Here is a 13,981-nt window from a genome sequence, read left to right as displayed (position 1 = left end):
ATGAAGGGACTTACCATTGATCAAATCATTCATTATCAGACAGAAGGCTATCTGATTGCCGAGGATGTGCTGACGGACGAAGACCTGCAGCCGGTTATTGACGAGCTGGAGCAGGAGATCGATAAACGGGCAAGGGCCCTGCATACCGAGGGGAAAATCACTGAGCTCCATGAGCATGAATCGTTCGAGCGGCGTTTTGCCCTGCTGCATGCGCAGTGCCCCGCTATCGGCAAAGCCTTTGACATCAGCGATTACCTTGGCGATGCCATCTTCCGCTTTCTCGGGAACGATCATTTGCTGGACGTTGTGGAATGCCTGCTCGGCAGCGAGCTGAGCTGCAATCCGATTCAGCATCTGCGGGCCAAGCTGCCCTGGAAGCCGGGAGCGAATGCGGAGCCGGATTACTTCCAGAATGTGCCGTGGCACCAGGATTGCGCCGTTACGAGCGTGGACTCCGATGCTTCGGAAATCATCACGTTCTGGCTGCCGCTTGTGAATGCAACCGCCGAGACGGGCTGTATGGAAGTGATGCCGGAGGTCTCCAAGCTGGGATATCTGAAGCATCGCAAAGAAGGGGGGACGACGATTGTTCCCGAGCAGCTGCCCCATGTTCAGCCGGTGCTGGCCGAATGCCGCAAGGGCAGCATTGTCATTATGAACAAATATACCCCTCACCGCGGGACGACGAATACCTCGGACATCGTACGCTGGTCGCTTGATTTGCGCTACCACAAGCTCGGGGCGCAGTCCGGGCGCTCCATCCATCCATCCTTTGCGGTAAGAAGCGAGAAGCAGCCGGAGCTGGTGCTGACACAAGCTGATGAGTGGCGTACGCTGTGGCAGGAAGCCAAGCTGCGCCGGGCAGAGGGCAAGCTGCACCGGGTTTAGAGATCTGCCTATATTCAACTAGTGTTGCAGTAACGACAAAATCAGGCTGCCGTTGTTGACGGCAGCCTGATTTGTGCGCGAAATCCGGGTAATGATACGCGCTGGATTTCCTGCAAATGCTCGGTAAGGGAATCCCGTGTTTCGCCCTTGCCTTCCTCGCCCGAGAAGACATCGAGGAAGAAGATGTGCTCCGGCGGGGTGATTTTTTGGACAACAGTTTGATTTGGAACTAATCCTTCTCTTTGCTGTTCTTTTCCTTTTCTTGCAGTTCGCGCAGATACTCATCCAAACGGTCGAACCTCTCCTCCCAAATATGGCGGAAGGACTCCAGCCACTCGTCCAGCTCCATGAGCGATTTGGGACGCAGCTTGTAAATCCGCTTATTGGCGACCGGCTGCACCTCGACGAGTCCGGCATCGCTTAATACGCGAAGATGTTTGGATACTTGCGGCTGGTTGAGCCCAAGCCGATCGGCAATTTCCCCCACGGGGAGAGGAGCGTCGCGCAGAAGCTCGACAATGTCTAAACGGTTGGGCTCAGCAAGAGCACTGAAAGTCAATGCATTCATAGCCTCAACCCACTCTCAAACGATTTAATTTGCCCAAGTATTCATTATAGCGAGGCCTGGTGTTCCAGCACAAGCTTACCGGGACTGATCGATGGAATTTATATACTAAATATACCCCTTTTGGAATATTCCTGTCAAGGAATATTAAATGGTCAAGCTTTAACCCATGGCGGTTGGAGGATTGTTTATTCCCGCACTGGCTTTAGCTTAGGGTTAAAAGAAATAGTGAACCAATCTCCGCAGATAGCCATATATTAGATAAGAAAGAAGCCGCCGTTATGCCTTCTGCCATCGGAGGGAAAGTGGGACTGTGAACGTGTTCATCTTAAATCCGGAAGGCCGTTCCCTTATGGCCGAAATGACAGAGGAAACGGTTATACAAGAAGCGCCCTCCTGGTCCATTCATAAGATCGAAGGCCATCCCGGCGAATTCCTGAATGAAGCCATTACATGGGATGCCGAGCCCTTTTTTCTTACTTTATTGGCAGGTGAGCGAATGGAATCCGGTTTCCGGTCGGAGCTTCAATCCTGTCTGGATGAGCTTGCCTTCCATCATGCAGGACTCTGTCTCAGCGGAGACACTGCCATAAGGCCAGGAGATGACAGGCATTCAGCTTCCAGGGGACCGGTGGTTTGGCGCAAGGCTGCGGTGCTGGTCGCCGGAGGCTTTGCCGCCAGGGACTGGCTTCCATTTGGCGGCTATGTACTGTATGAAATGATGCATCGCTTGTCGGCAGACTGGAGCTGGAGGGAATTCCCCGCGGCGCGATTGAGGAGCCAGCCCATCTCATATTCTCCATCCTGGAGAAAAGAGAAGGACCAGTGGCCGCGCATTGCTCCGCTTCTGACAAGGGACAATTCGCCTGTCAGCCCGGTTGAACAGGACCCCATTTTCTCTATTGTTATTTGCACGTATAACAGCGCTGATTTCCTTCCCTGGTCCATCCGCAGTGTCTTTGAACAATCCTTTTCATCCTGGGAGCTGATCATCGTGGATGACGGATCCGGCGATGCGACGGCCGAGAAGCTGGAGCAGTTTCTGGAGAATCCCCGTGTGCGGCTTTTGCGCAGCGAACATAACCAGGGCAAATCCTGCTGCCTGAACCAGGCGGCTGCAGCTGCGAGGGGGAGCTGGCTTCTGGAGCTGGATGCCGACGACTGGCTTGCTTTTGATTGTTTGCAGACCCTGGCTGTATCCATTGCGGATGCAGACGGTATAAGCGTTCTTTACGCCAACCACGATGAATGGCTGATGCGCTCCAACCAAGAGCTCCTTTTCAGGCGAACCGTGTCATCCATGTCCGAGTTGGACGAGAAGCGGCTCCTGGATGAAGCAGCGCCCATTGCTCCCCGTCTCTATCGCCTGACCGCTCTAAGAGAGATCGGCGGCTGGTGGGAAGAAGGCATATTTGATGGGCGGCTTTACGAGGATTTCCAGATGCTCAGCCGCATGTCCCGTTCTTTTTCCGCCCGGCATGTCCCTAATGTTCTCTACCACCGCAGACTCCGCCATACAAGCATCACCCGCTCCAACCAGGATAATTATGCGCAATGGAGGCACTGGTTTCGGTCAGCTATGGAAGAATGCGGACAAAATCGATATTTGGAATCAGCACATGAGCCTGCCCCGACACCGGGGAGTAGATGTTCTGAACCACCTGAATGATCAAGTTTCCTTCGGAAACGCCGACCAGCTTACCTGTCAGAAATTGTCCCTCCTGAAAGCTCTCAACGTTCCGGCCGATGAAAGTTGTCATAATACCGGAAAAATTCATGATTAAGACCCTCTCTCCTTAATTGGAATCAGCTGAAGGAATTGATTTTTGCAATTCTGACAATCGCAGTCGTTCCGGAAGTTTCCAGAATCTCCAGATAATCGTCGCCAACGGCGATGAGCAGACCAGTCACGGATCCGGCAGGTGTTTCGATATTAATCGTCGTGCCTATTCTGGCTATGAACTGTTCTCTTATATCCTGATTCGTTGCCGACAAAGCGGTGAACTCATTTTGCAATACATTCACGTCATTGCGGGTCTGGTTCACGAATGTCGTCATGGACGAAACGCTTGCAGTCAGCTGCTCCAGGCTGGCCGACGAAGCAAGCACCTGCGCCTGAAGTCTTCTCAGGCTTGAATTGCAGGTTTGTTTACTTCTTTTCCTGCGCAATTTTGATTTATGGCAGCTGGAGACAATCCTTATTTTTCGATAGCCCTTTGGTTTACGGCAAGTGGAATGGAGACGTGACTTACGCAAACCCATGTTTTTCACCACTCCTTTTTGGTGGATAGTCCAGATAATGACAGAATATGCTATGGGTCATGCTCAGGGAACTCGTCTATATGAATTGGTTCATCCACCTATAAGGCATTCAGCAGCGGAATTCCATAATATAAGCATCCAGCTGGTAGCCCGCCTTGGCAAAAGCTTTTTGCGAAATGCTGTTCCCGGCTTTAATACAAGCCCGGATTGTCACGCTGCCGAAATATTTTTCGCATACTGCCGATGCAGCCTGAATGATTGAAGATCCATAACCCTTCCCCCGGGATGAAGGCGATAATATGATGCTGATGAGGACAAGCGACGGGGCCAGACGCTCCAGTCTGAAAGTGCCGATCGGCTCTTGTTCCTCCATAACCATCAGAATTTTCAGATCTTCGTTCAGGAGTGCCTTATTAAGCCAGCGTAGATGGGTCTCCCAATCCAACGGACCGCTTTCCAAGGACATTTCTCTAACCGCAGGTTCATTGCGCCAATCGAATAGCTGCTGTGCATCCTCCGCCGTCGCCTCCCGGATATCCATATACCGCTTCAGCCTCCTATTATCAGATCCCAGCTCAAAGGGGTCCCTTCATCAATATCCGCCACAGCCCTGGAATCCAGAATGAGCTCATAATATTTGGGCGGAAGGCCGTATCCCGGCCGGATAATTCTTGTATTTTGCCTGGTGAAAGCTTCCCCTTTCTTAATGTCCGCAGCCGCGTACAGGGATCTTCTGAATTGGAGCGATGCCTGCTGGGCTTCATCAGGGCCATATGCAATTTTTCCCATCGCCCGCCAGGCTTTATCGGACTCTTCCACCAGCAGCTTCATCTCAGCCGGTTCCATGGAAAAAGCCGAATCCACTCCGCCCTCCTGCCGCGACAGCGTGAAATGCTTCTCGATAACAGAGGCTCCCATCGTAATACTGGCAATGGCTACGCCCATGCCAAGCGTATGATCGGACAAGCCGACAGGGCAGTCAAACAGCTGCTGCATATGGGGAATTGTCGCAATATTGCAATGATCGACCGGCGCCGGATAAGCGCTGGTGCATTTTAATAAAATGATTTGCCCCGAGCCCGCCTCCCTGCATGCCGTTACAGCTTCATGCAATTCAGAGACAGTGGCCATTCCGGTTGAAATAATAACGGGCTTCCCGGTCGATGCTGCTTTGCGTATGAGCGGGAGATCCGTATTCTCGAAAGAAGCAATTTTGTAACAGGGGGCGCCAAGCGTCTCCAGAAAATCAACCGCCGTTTCATCAAACGGGGAGCTGAACACGATCAAGCCCAGCTTGCGCCCGTATTCAAAGATGGCCTGATGCCATTCCCAGGGGGTATAGGCCTGATTGTACAAATCGTATAAGGACTGACCATTCCATAAGCTCGCCTTGTCATTAATATGAAATTGACCGGATTGGATATTCAAGGTCATCGTGTCTGCCGTGTAGGTTTGGAGCTTCAGCGCGTGCGCGCCGGACATTGCGGCCTGTTCTACTATTTGGAGGGCGCGGTCCAGTGACTGATTATGATTGCCGGACATTTCCGCGATGATGAAGGGCTCCGCAGCAGAGCCGATTTTTCTGCCTGCGATCATGATTTCATTCATCCGTGTTCACCGCCTTATCGTTGGATAACCATGCAGGAATGAGCATGGCTGCATGCCGGTCGTAGTCCTTCATGATGCGTCTGGCTTTGACAGACATGTCAGCAGCAATCGAAGGCTGCTCCATGACATGTCTCACCGATCGGGCGATATCGTCCTCTGTGACGTTCTCAAACCATCCAAGATGAATAACGGCACCTGCCTGGTGCAGGAATGCCGCTGCATCCGATTGATTATGGGCCACCGTCAAACAAAGTGCCGGAAGTCCCAGATAGCACCGCTCCCATGAGGTCGTCCCCACAGCGCCTATACAAAGATCGGCCTTCTGCATCAGGGTGGCCATGTCATCGCTGTGAAGGTGTACCTGCACCTGGGGCAGACCGGCGCATAAAGACTGAATTTCCGCCTGGAACGGATTGGCCCGGCCGATGACGACATCAATTTGGATAGAAGAAAATCCCGGCTGCTTGAAGGCTCTTAATATTTTACTTGTCTGATTCGTATGGTCGCTGCCTCCGAAGCTTACAAGAATCCGGTGGATGCTGCCGTCCCTGACGCGGGGTATCTTGGCCCTTTCCCTGAATTCGTTCCGCAGCAGGGCATGGGAGGGGCCGAGTAAGGTCAGGCAGCCGGGAGGCACATTCGCTCTCTGTGTATGAGCTGCAGCCTCATCGTAAATATTGGCATTAATAAGCAGGTCGCATGCATGCCGCCTGTGCGCCCAATCATCAATGACAACCAGTTTGTTTACGAAGGGCTTGATCTTCAGCTCCCATGCAAGATCCAGATTATAATGGTCCACCAGAATCCAGTCGACGGGAGCATAAGGAGCCAGTATGGCAAGGGTTTGATCCGCGTCCTCCTCCCATCCTGCCGAAGCATCGAGACCGGCAAGGGAAATGACCGTGAACCCCTGCTGTGTAATGAAATGATTCAAATCACCCGGCAATGCCCGGGTAATAAACTGGCACTGAATTCCTGAATCCCTCCACATTTCAGCCACTGTCAAGCATCTCATGATATGACCCGTTCCCATTTCAATGGAAGCATCAGCACGGATAAACATGTATCCTCACCTCCATAATGGCCTGTTTACCATTTTTTTTGCTCAATATGCGAGTTTAATCGGCTCCAATCCTTGTTCTGGTCCAGAAGCTGCAGAATATCCTCCATGCCAAAAAGGGGATTTGACGGGTAGAGCGCCTCCAGAATCAGCCGAATGAGTCGAAAGTCCTCTGGCGTATCGACGGTCAGGCGGTAGCGGCTCCAATCCTGCCTGTTGGTGAGCTGCAGGATTTCAAAGGAATCGGGATGCCTGTAAATGTACGGGGTAACATGCTCGCGATCCGATTCCTCGAAGGCTTCCGCGTGGGCCTTGGTCAAGGCATCGATTGAGAACACCTCTGTGTCAAGACCGCGCGGGAAGGTCCGTTGGAGAGTATTGGATACATAATCATAGGAAGCGGGCGAGTCCAGGTAAGCTTGAATGACCTGATCGATGATGCCGGGATCGTGCAGCGGGCAGTCTCCCGTAAGACGGACGACGATATCAGCGCCGCTTTGCAAAGCCGCTTCGTAATAGCGCTCCAATACATCAGATTCAGAGCCGCGGTAAAAGTTGACTCCAAGCGATTGGCATAACGCGGCAATCGGGTCATCCGCAGCTGAGACAGACGTGGCGACGATCAAATCGCTGATGAATGCCGATTCTTTCACACGCTCCAGCTGATAGCGGAGCAGGGGTTTGCCCAGTACCTCCTGAAGGACTTTTCCGGGCAGCCGGGTGGAATTCATTCTTGCCTGGACAATAGCCGCTATTTTCATAGGACCTGCTCCCCTGCTCACAATTTAGAATAATAATGCAGCACTTTTTTTAGTGCCGTGATCACATCATTAACATCCTTTCGCGACATTCTGGGAAATAAGGGTAGAGTGAGCAGCTCCTCGTACAGCTGCTCCGCTTTAGGGCAAAGGCCCGTCTCATATCCGAGCTGTTTATAGTAGGGATGTAGGTAAACTGGTAAGTAATGCACATTAACGCCAATGTTTTCCTTCCATAAAGCGTCATAGATATCCCTTCGGTCCGCATTCAAGCAACGGGTATTCAAGCGTATCGTATAGAGATGCCAGGACGATAGAGAAGCTGGAGACTGGGAAGGGAGGCTCAGCTCCCTCATATCCTTGAAAGCCTCCGTATATAGAGACGCATATTCGCGGCGCAGGCTGAGAAAGCGGTCGACCTTGCGGAATTGGCTGATTCCGAGAGCGGCCTGGAAATCTGTAAGCCTGTAATTATAGCCGAGAAACTGCATTTCGTGATACCATGCTCCGGACTGCAGCGTAAGGCTGCCGGGGTCCCTGATAATGCCGTGGCTCCGGAACTGAACCAGCTTCTCGTACAAAGCTGCATCATGGGTGGTGACGGCTCCCCCTTCGCCTGTTGTTATATGCTTGACCGGATGAAAGCTGAAGCAGGCCATATTTCCCCCGCTGCCAATTTTTTGGCTGCCGTATTCGGCCCCAAGCGCATGAGCCGCATCCTCAATCACGATCAGGCCATGCCTTGCGGCAATGTCCATAATGGCTGACAAATCAACGGGCTGGCCTGCAAAATGCACGGGCAGGATCGCTTTGGTCTTAGTCGTTATTTTGGTCTCAATAGAGGCAGGGTCAATATTATAGGTGTTTTCGTCGATGTCGGCGAATACCGGACTTGCCCCGCAGTACAAGATGCAATTGGCGCTTGCGGCGAAGGTCAGGGAAGTGGTGATGACTTCATCGCCGGGGCCGATTCCCGCCACGCAGCAGGCGGCGTGGAGAGCGGCTGTTCCGCTTGAGAAGGCTACGGCATAGGGGGCGCCGACATACTCCGCCAGCATCTGTTCAAACTCCGCCACGGAGGGGCCGGTGGTGAGAAAGTCGCTTTTCAGGATGTTCATAACCGCGCGGATATCATCCTCTTCAATCCACTGGCCGCCATATTTCAACAGCTTTTTTCTTACGGGCTTCCCGCCCGTTATGGCTAATTTATCGATCGCAAACACATTCTTTCCTCTTTTTATTTCCGGAGGAGTAAGCCCGTTGGTATCCGCTGCAGAATCCGGTCGTCGATGTGATAGACGACCTCCCCCGGAGCGTCCAAGCGAAGCAAATCCGCATCCACAAGCAGGCGCTTCAAACCTGATTCGATCTGATAGACTTCAGGCCCCGAACCTTTGATCAAGCACCCTTCTGCAGGGAACAGCTCACAGTGCGTATCGGATGGTTCTGTCCCGGTGCTGTCCGCATAAATCATTTCACCGGCGGGTATTTGCGACAGGAGCCGATCGTCGATCTGATACACATCATCCCATCTGTATCCGGATTGCTGAAATACATCGGTCGATGAGAAGGGCCGCAAACAGCCGTTTTCAATTTTGCTTGCCTGCTGACTGCCGTTCTTGACCAGCATTCCTTCCTTGACTATAGGATTGGAAGGTGAAGGTGAAGGTGAAGGGGGATGTCCTGATAATTCATGAAGCAGCTTCAGAAGCTCAGGTCCCGCTAATTTCAGGGGATAGGCATAATCGGCAAACTGCTTTATTTTCAATTGGAGCTGCTTCCGCAATGCTGCACTGCCGACCGCTTCCTTGATCTGACCGGCAAGACCCTCCGGCGTCAGTTGGATGAAGGGATGCATATCGTCGTAATAGCTGTACTGTTTTTCAGCATCCGGGTCCCTGAACACGATAACGGCTTTGCCGAATAACATGGCTTCCAGTCCCACCGTAGAATTTTCCATAACCACGATGTCAGTGTGGGGAATCAGGTCGTATAGATCCACTTCTGAAGGGACGATCCGGACTGTGGGGAATTCCGTTTCCAACTGCTGATATTCCGTAATCAGGCCTTTCTTCTTCTCCCAGGGATGCGGCTTGATCAAGACTTCCACATTCAGGGACTGCACGATCAGTTTTACCGACCGGGTGAATAAGGCTTTGTTCGTCTGCGGCTGCGTAATCATGAGTATTTTGGCTGTATCCGGCTGCAACGACAACGAATGGATAATATTCGAAGCCGGCATGCGGGCCCGCGTATAAATGACATCGTAACGGGGATGCCCCACCATTTTGATTTGCTGGGGACGGGTCCCCTTGCCGGCATACCAATCCATTTCATACTGCCCGTAAACCGCCTGGACAGTCGCAAATACAGGAAGGAAGGCTTCTTCTCCCATAATGACTCCGTGCTGGAGACATACCGAGGGAACTCCCATGGATGCCCCGACCAGGCAGAGAACACGGCTTGTAAGATCCTCTGTCGTCCCGACGACTGCGCAGGACACCGGAACGTTCTGGAGCATCTTTTCCACAGACGACATCGCTTTAATCATCCGCGGAATATCGTCCAGCGTTCTGGTTTGAAACTGCTGGTCGCGAAAGATCGGATGATCGGCATATTGTGCAAACAGGCCGGCGCAAGCCTCCGTTAATTCCCGCACTGTATCGGACACATCCGTTTCATAATGACTCAAGGTAACAACCGGAATTCCCAGATAGGGTTTGCCGCGGGATAACAGCATGGTGGTTTGCGGGTCAAAGCGCTCCAGAAAAACGCTGGGCTGAAAACGGTGATACGTGCCGTTCACAAGAATTTTCCCGCCTTCACAGGGAGCCTCCTGTTTCACGAACGGCGTCATATACCGGTCAAATAAAGGCTGAATTTCCTGGTCACCGGTAACGGGATTTTTCAAAACGGCCTGAAACTGTGCTTCACTCATTGACCTTTTGATGTCATCGCTCAAATATTGATAGAAATTGGATAACAGTCCCAAAGGAATATGCTTATATTTGATGCTCTCAAAGGCTTCGATGAATTCGTTGAACAATGCCCAATAATTACGCAGATAGATGCTCATCCGATTTTTCCTGACTGCTGCTGCCTGAGCGACTCACGCAGCTCCCTGCAGTCAAGCTGCTGGGGGAGAAGCTGAATAAATTGCGATTTTTCCCTGGAGAACAACTGGCTGTGAAAGGATCCCTCCGTCATATAGTTATCGTCCAGTACTTCATCCAAAGGATGGAAAGGCCAATAATGATTCAGTCTCCAAAAAAATCTGGCATCGCCAATCCGGTAATATTCAGGATTCTCATCCCAATAGGAGCCCCAGCGTTCATAAATCCTGGGCAGGATGGAGCTGCGATGCATAATGGAGCAATGATCCACCGCACAGGGAGCGAGCCAGGTCAGACGCCCGGCAGGCCGGAACACCGATTTGGTGATTGTGCCGTCATCTTTAATATGATTGGTAATGGATGAGGAGTAGACGATGTTCGCCTCGGGATTCTCGCTCAGGAAAGCTGTCATTTTCTCAAGTCTCTGCGGACGATACACATTATCATCCGTAATATACGTGATATAATCTCCTGTTGACAGGTCAATTGCCTGATTGATAAGAGAAGCATACCGGATGGTAGCCGCCCTTTCGGCAATATCTTTTGTTTGACTTTTAACATAGCGGATCCGGCTGTCCTGCAGATAAGCTGCGATGACCTGATCGGTTTCCTCATTTGAATTGTCATCCATTAAAAGGAGTTCGAAATCCGCGTGGGACTGACCAAGAATGCCTTCAATGGCTTTTCCGACAAAGGCCGGTTTGTTATAGCTTGTCATGATGACTGAAACTTTGCTCAAATGAAGTCTCCTTTCTATGATTAGTTCTTATCCATATGAAACTTCCAATCTGGTGAAGCTGCTGTAAGATGCTTGCGCGATCCTTCAGTTTATTCAGTTTTCCCTTATTTGGTTACAGGGACAAGGGGAGATATGATAGTGGCAGGCCGTCACTTCCAAATTTAAAAACGTGAACCTATCGATTTATAGTAGAAACACAAAATCTGCCACCAACGCCTTCGCGCGACAGATATCCGGACAGGGCCGAAATGACGGATCTGGTTGTCAGCCCATTAATGATGTATACTGAATGATGGCACGGGGCATAAGTCTGGAGCTAAAGGACGGATATTCTTGGAAGAAAAAGAGATATCAAGCCAATTATCAAGTTTTATCAGCAAGCTGCTGCGCGATCGCTTTGGCAAAGGACCGGAATCCATCCATATCTCTTATGATTCACGGTGCATTACCATGCATCTTCGCAATTTTATCGGACCGGTCGAGAAGCTGATGCTCCATCAGCAGAAGGAAGAGGCCTTTCGGGACACGCGCAAGCTGGTAATGGATTCGATAATCCCCGATTTGAATGAATATATTAAGGACACGCTTCATCAGGAAATTGAGGAATTTTTTTATGACTGGGATTTGGAGCATCACTCGGGAATTATGGTGGGATTGTTTTCCGGTGAAAAAAATAATGAAGATGACAGCTACGAAGGCAAAGATGCAATTCATGAAAGAGTGGGGCATATAACCCAAATTTGCGAGAAAATTCCGGACCGCATCCATTCTTACTGGACGAATTCCCGGACGCTGATCATTATCCGCTATGGATTGCTGATCAAGATCGAGAAGCAGCTGCTGGATTTGGGCTATGAAGGAACGCTTCGGATATCCAAACGCGTGCTGGAGAAGCATCACTTTGCCCATGACGTGGATATGAAGCAGATTCTTGGGAAAACCGTTGAAGGATTGTTCCTCGATTGGAAATTTGAGAGGGACAAAAGCATTCTTGTGTATACATTTAAAAATTAAATACGTGGTCAAATTGACAAGATATATTTTTCATATACGCTAGTCAGGAGCCGAAGAAAAGCGTGATCGCTTTCTTTGGCTTTTTTTTGTGTGCTTTTCGGCTAACAATTAAAGAAAGCAGGTGACGAATTGGATTATCGTGGACTGGATGAGACAATAGAACAAGTATGGAAGACCATGAATCAATTACTCCAGGCAAGCACGTTTTACTTGGCGGCAAGCGACAAGGAATCGACGATCATGCTGAAAGTCCACAACCGCAAGGAAGCTCTGCTGGATGAAGGAGTAATTCTACCTTATGAGCACTCCTATTGTCCGCTTCTTATAGAAGGGAGCATGGAGGCACTGATGATCGGGAATGTATCTGAGCATCCCTTGACGTCCGCCAAGCCGTTGACTACTGCGCTGAAGAACTGCTCCTTCATCGGTGTGCGTGTTACACTCGGCGACGGCCGTATATTCGGCACATTGTGCGCATTGGACGACAGCTCCTCCCGTGTTTTTGATGACAAGGATGCAGTGCTGTTAAGCTCCATGTCCGCGTTGATTGGCTATGCTGTGGAATGGGATCTCTTGCAGGGAGAATTGCAGCTAATGAAGGAACTGGCAGCGAGGGCACGGGAAAGCGTTGAACAGGCAAATGCGGAAAAAAGTCTTTACCTGAAAATGATCAGCCATGGCATCCGCACGCCCCTGAATGGAGTGATCGGAATGACCAGCCTCCTGCAGGATACGGATCTGTCGGAGGAGCAGCAGGATTATGCCAGAATCGTGCAACTCAGCGGCGAAGAGCTGATGGTCTTTCTGAACGATGTGGTGGATCTGGCGGAGATCGAAGCAGGTACCATGCTGCTGGACCATCTTCCTTTCGACCTGTATGGCTGTGTCGATGACATTATGGACAGATTTGCCGGTCAATTGACGGGGAACGGGATAAGGTTGGAGAGCAGAATTAGCCCGCACATGCCTGCTGCCCTTTTCGGGGATCAGGCGCGAATCTGCCAGATCCTGGTCATGGCGGTGGGAAATGCACTTAAATATACGACCAAGGGCATAATATCACTATCGATCGAACCCGGTGAGTCAAACGTTAGCGAGCATGAGATGGAACTGCTTATTAAGATAGGAGGAACACATACCCGGATTCCAACTGAGAAAATAGAGCTGCTGCTGCATAATTTCGCCGCATTGAGCTTTTCGCATCGAGGCACCGATCAGGCGGCACTGGGACTAGAATGGGTTATTTCCAGACGATTGGTGGAAATGATGAATGGCCGCATATGGGTCGATATTTCAGAAGAGCAGGGGACGACACTCTATTTTTCCATAAAAGTAGATACCAGCTAATGCTTCTTCATAAGCGGAAAAGCTGCAAGGTAAAATTCCATCTATATCCGGCAGCATCTGGCATGTCTATAATAGAAGAGGATTCGTGACAGTGGTGAACGCATTCTCCTATCTCTTGCCCTGAATCTGACATATAAGCTCATACGATTCGCTCCTGCACAAAAACATGGCGGACCTTTTCGTCTACAGCATCTTGTCATTAGCCATTCCCATGGAATTTGTTATTCCGCAGGCAGCTGTGGAAAGAAGGAATTTTAATGAAAATTTCAATTTATTGAAAAAAGGGGTTGCATATATTTCTGGGCCATGGTATATTCTTATTCCGGCCGCTAAAACGGCAGGCAGCAAGATAGAATTTGTTCTTTGAAAACTGAACAACGAGCGATCTGCCCTTTCACTTTTTTAAGTGAAAGAATAGCAATACTAGTACGTAATGAGTCATTTTATGGAGAGTTTGATCCTGGCTCAGGACGAACGCTGGCGGCGTGCCTAATACATGCAAGTCGAGCGGATTTCGTTGAAAGCTTGCTTTCAACGGGGTTAGCGGCGGACGGGTGAGTAACACGTAGGCAACCTGCCTTCAAGGCTGGGATAACATCCGGAAACGGATGCTAATACCGGATACAC

At 50.6% G+C, this 13,981-nt stretch carries 13 protein-coding genes and 1 rRNA gene; 5 read left to right on the top strand and 9 right to left on the bottom strand.

The genetic code is table 11. The features are described from left to right. The gene (locus AC0YOA_RS19460) at positions 1 to 888 is read left to right on the top strand and encodes a phytanoyl-CoA dioxygenase family protein (RefSeq protein ID WP_475788001.1); all 888 of its coding nucleotides are present in this window, start codon (positions 1 to 3) and stop codon (positions 886 to 888) included. Positions 889 to 1,117: 229 nt separating this feature from the next. Here AC0YOA_RS19460 and AC0YOA_RS19455 read toward each other — a convergent pair whose 3' ends face one another. Further along, positions 1,118 to 1,456 carry an ArsR/SmtB family transcription factor gene (locus tag AC0YOA_RS19455; protein ID WP_475788000.1) on the bottom strand — a complete coding sequence of 113 codons (339 nt, stop codon included), beginning with the start codon at positions 1,454 to 1,456 and terminating at the stop codon, positions 1,118 to 1,120. Positions 1,457 to 1,805: 349 nt separating this feature from the next. On the opposite strand from AC0YOA_RS19455, the gene AC0YOA_RS19450 reads away from it, so the two are divergent. Then, positions 1,806 to 3,122, top strand: a complete 1,317-nt coding sequence (locus AC0YOA_RS19450; protein ID WP_475787999.1) for a glycosyltransferase family 2 protein — start codon at positions 1,806 to 1,808, stop codon at positions 3,120 to 3,122. Between the two features lie 137 nt (positions 3,123 to 3,259). Here the strand turns inward: AC0YOA_RS19450 and AC0YOA_RS19445 are convergent, their stop codons facing one another. From AC0YOA_RS19445 to AC0YOA_RS19410, 8 genes are all read right to left on the bottom strand, one after another. Continuing rightward, positions 3,260 to 3,562 (bottom strand): DUF2642 domain-containing protein, encoded by a 303-nt coding sequence (locus AC0YOA_RS19445; RefSeq protein WP_475787998.1) that lies wholly within the window; start codon positions 3,560 to 3,562, stop codon positions 3,260 to 3,262. Positions 3,563 to 3,824: 262 nt separating this feature from the next. After that, positions 3,825 to 4,256 carry a GNAT family N-acetyltransferase gene (locus AC0YOA_RS19440; protein ID WP_475787997.1) on the bottom strand — a complete coding sequence of 144 codons (432 nt, stop codon included), beginning with the start codon at positions 4,254 to 4,256 and terminating at the stop codon, positions 3,825 to 3,827. A gap of 8 nt (positions 4,257 to 4,264) precedes the next feature. Then, a complete protein-coding gene (gene pseI, locus AC0YOA_RS19435; RefSeq protein ID WP_475787996.1) occupies positions 4,265 to 5,323 on the bottom strand; it encodes a pseudaminic acid synthase in 1,059 nt (352 codons plus the stop codon). Further along, the gene (pseG, locus tag AC0YOA_RS19430) at positions 5,316 to 6,386 is read right to left on the bottom strand and encodes a UDP-2,4-diacetamido-2,4,6-trideoxy-beta-L-altropyranose hydrolase (RefSeq protein ID WP_475787995.1); all 1,071 of its coding nucleotides are present in this window, start codon (positions 6,384 to 6,386) and stop codon (positions 5,316 to 5,318) included. The genes pseI and pseG overlap by 8 nt, the downstream gene beginning before the upstream one ends. A gap of 26 nt (positions 6,387 to 6,412) precedes the next feature. Beyond that, positions 6,413 to 7,144: a cytidylyltransferase domain-containing protein gene (locus AC0YOA_RS19425; RefSeq protein WP_475787994.1), complete on the bottom strand. Its 732-nt coding sequence runs from the start codon at positions 7,142 to 7,144 to the stop codon at positions 6,413 to 6,415. A 17-nt stretch (positions 7,145 to 7,161) separates the two neighbouring features. Next, positions 7,162 to 8,364: a UDP-4-amino-4,6-dideoxy-N-acetyl-beta-L-altrosamine transaminase gene (gene pseC / locus AC0YOA_RS19420; protein ID WP_475787993.1), complete on the bottom strand. Its 1,203-nt coding sequence runs from the start codon at positions 8,362 to 8,364 to the stop codon at positions 7,162 to 7,164. 14 nt (positions 8,365 to 8,378) lie between these two features. Further along, positions 8,379 to 10,217 carry a capsular polysaccharide export protein, LipB/KpsS family gene (locus tag AC0YOA_RS19415; protein ID WP_475787992.1) on the bottom strand — a complete coding sequence of 613 codons (1,839 nt, stop codon included), beginning with the start codon at positions 10,215 to 10,217 and terminating at the stop codon, positions 8,379 to 8,381. Beyond that, complete coding sequence (locus tag AC0YOA_RS19410) at positions 10,214 to 10,993, bottom strand: glycosyltransferase family 2 protein (protein WP_475787991.1); 780 nt, start codon at positions 10,991 to 10,993, stop codon at positions 10,214 to 10,216. Before AC0YOA_RS19410 ends, AC0YOA_RS19415 begins: the two co-directional genes overlap by 4 nt. A gap of 333 nt (positions 10,994 to 11,326) precedes the next feature. Here AC0YOA_RS19410 and AC0YOA_RS19405 point away from each other — a divergent pair, with 333 nt between their 5' ends. The 3 genes from AC0YOA_RS19405 to AC0YOA_RS19395 form a co-directional block, all read left to right on the top strand. Next, entirely contained in the window at positions 11,327 to 12,007 is a 681-nt protein-coding gene (locus AC0YOA_RS19405) for a Na-translocating system protein MpsC family protein (protein ID WP_475787990.1), read from the top strand. 129 nt (positions 12,008 to 12,136) lie between these two features. Further along, positions 12,137 to 13,354 carry a sensor histidine kinase gene (locus AC0YOA_RS19400; RefSeq protein ID WP_475787989.1) on the top strand — a complete coding sequence of 406 codons (1,218 nt, stop codon included), beginning with the start codon at positions 12,137 to 12,139 and terminating at the stop codon, positions 13,352 to 13,354. Positions 13,355 to 13,796: 442 nt separating this feature from the next. After that, a 16S ribosomal RNA gene (locus AC0YOA_RS19395) occupies positions 13,797 to 13,981 on the top strand; the annotation flags it as partial.

Source organism: Paenibacillus sp. JT22N12, assembly GCF_056269365.1.
The sequence above is the reverse complement of the archived record's forward strand: the minus strand, read 5'-3'. Positions and strand labels throughout refer to the sequence as shown.

Bases quoted from the DNA above. Each gene is read 5' to 3' on its own strand.
- AC0YOA_RS19440 (WP_475787997.1), bottom strand. From the start codon at position 4,256: ATGGATATCCGGGAGGCGACGGCGGAGGATGCACAGCAGCTATTCGAT.
- pseI (WP_475787996.1), bottom strand. From the start codon at position 5,323: ATGAATGAAATCATGATCGCAGGCAGAAAAATCGGCTCTGCTGCGGAG.
- AC0YOA_RS19460 (WP_475788001.1), top strand. From the start codon at position 1: ATGAAGGGACTTACCATTGATCAAATCATTCATTATCAGACAGAAGGC.
- pseG (WP_475787995.1), bottom strand. From the start codon at position 6,386: ATGTTTATCCGTGCTGATGCTTCCATTGAAATGGGAACGGGTCATATC.
- AC0YOA_RS19415 (WP_475787992.1), bottom strand. From the start codon at position 10,217: ATGAGCATCTATCTGCGTAATTATTGGGCATTGTTCAACGAATTCATC.
- AC0YOA_RS19425 (WP_475787994.1), bottom strand. From the start codon at position 7,144: ATGAAAATAGCGGCTATTGTCCAGGCAAGAATGAATTCCACCCGGCTG.
- AC0YOA_RS19455 (WP_475788000.1), bottom strand. From the start codon at position 1,456: ATGAATGCATTGACTTTCAGTGCTCTTGCTGAGCCCAACCGTTTAGAC.
- AC0YOA_RS19450 (WP_475787999.1), top strand. From the start codon at position 1,806: ATGGCCGAAATGACAGAGGAAACGGTTATACAAGAAGCGCCCTCCTGG.